Annotated in this window: 3 protein-coding genes; all 3 read right to left on the bottom strand. The window is 64.6% G+C overall.

Annotated features, from left to right (window positions below; all coding sequences use genetic code 11):
- Positions 1–129 (bottom strand): DUF4169 family protein (locus EOD07_RS35000; protein WP_127238401.1); only part of this gene is annotated, 129 nt, incomplete at its 3' end.
- A gap of 9 nt (positions 130–138) precedes the next feature.
- Positions 139–669, bottom strand: coding sequence for an SspB family protein (locus tag EOD07_RS34995; protein WP_040982501.1), 531 nt, complete (start codon positions 667–669; stop codon positions 139–141).
- 117 nt (positions 670–786) lie between these two features.
- A partial coding sequence (locus tag EOD07_RS34990; protein ID WP_206519658.1) for a TetR/AcrR family transcriptional regulator C-terminal domain-containing protein occupies positions 787–1,217 on the bottom strand: 431 nt, incomplete at its 5' end.

Genomic DNA, 1,217 nt, shown 5'->3' with positions numbered 1-1,217 from the left:
CGTCAGCCGGTCACGCTCGCGCTCCGTCTTCGAGCGGCCGTAAAGGGCCCGGTTCTCGCTCGCCTGGCGTTCCTTGTCGGTGCGCGCTTTCTGCTTGCGGGCCTGGCGGAGATTGACGACCTCGCCCATGGCGCCGGGCTACTTCTTGCGGAAGGCGTCGAGCGAAACGACGTCGGCGCCCTTGCCGCCGGTCTCGGCGACCGCCGGCTTCTTTTCGGCCTCGGCGGCCTTCTTCTTCGTTTCCGGCTTCTTCTCGGGGACGACGGCGACCGGCTCGGGCGCCGGAGCGGCGGCCTCGTCTTCGGCGCTCTCCGTCTTGACGTCGAATTCGAGCTCGAAATTCACCGACGGATCGTAGAAGCCGCGCACGGCGGAGAAGGGGATCTCGAGCTTTTCCGGCACGTCGGAGAAGGAAAGCCCGACTTCGAAGCCGGCATCCGTCACCTTCAGGTCCCAATACTGGAACTGGATGACGATGGTCATCTGCTCCGGGTAGCGCTCGCGCAGCCTGGATGAGATGCGTACGCCCGGCGCGCCGGTCAGGAAGGTGATGAAGAAATGATGATTGCCCGGAAGGCCAGTGCGCGCGACCTCGGCCAAGACCTTGCGCATGACGCCGCGCAGAGCCTCCTGGGCCAGAATGTCGTAGCGGATATGGTCGTCGGCCATGTGATGGTCGGGTTCCGTTGAATCGTCCGCATAGCTGTAATCAAGCTTGAGCGCGGCGTAAACCGCATATAGGCGCAAAGGCGTGAGGCCAAGAGGGGGTGTCGGCGATTTGATCGCTCAGGCGTGAACCAGCGCCGCCTGTTTGCCGGCTGGCGACTTCTTCCTGGCGAAAGCGCTGAGAAAGGTTCGCACGCCGTTGCTGGCGGAGCGCAGGACCTCTTCCTCGGTCGGCACGCCGCCCAGCATGAAGGTGATCTGAAGTTCGGCGTTGACGAGGGCGAGAAACTGACGCGCCGCGACGTCAGGATCGCCGATCGCCAGGTGACCGGCAAAGGCAAGCCGGGCGAAACGCGCGGCAAGCGCCGACCATGTGCGGCCCGGGCCCTGCTCGCGCCATTCGGCAAACAGTTCCGGATAACGCTCGCCTTCGGCCTGGATCAGCTTGCGCAGGAAACGGCCGTCGCGGTTGCAGATGCAATTGCGGTTCATGCGCACCGCAAAAGCGATCAGATCGGCTTCCAGGTCCCCAGGTTGGTCGGGGAAGCTGG

This window comes from Mesorhizobium sp. M2C.T.Ca.TU.002.02.1.1, from assembly GCF_003997225.1.
The sequence above is the reverse complement of the archived record's forward strand: the minus strand, read 5'-3'. Positions and strand labels throughout refer to the sequence as shown.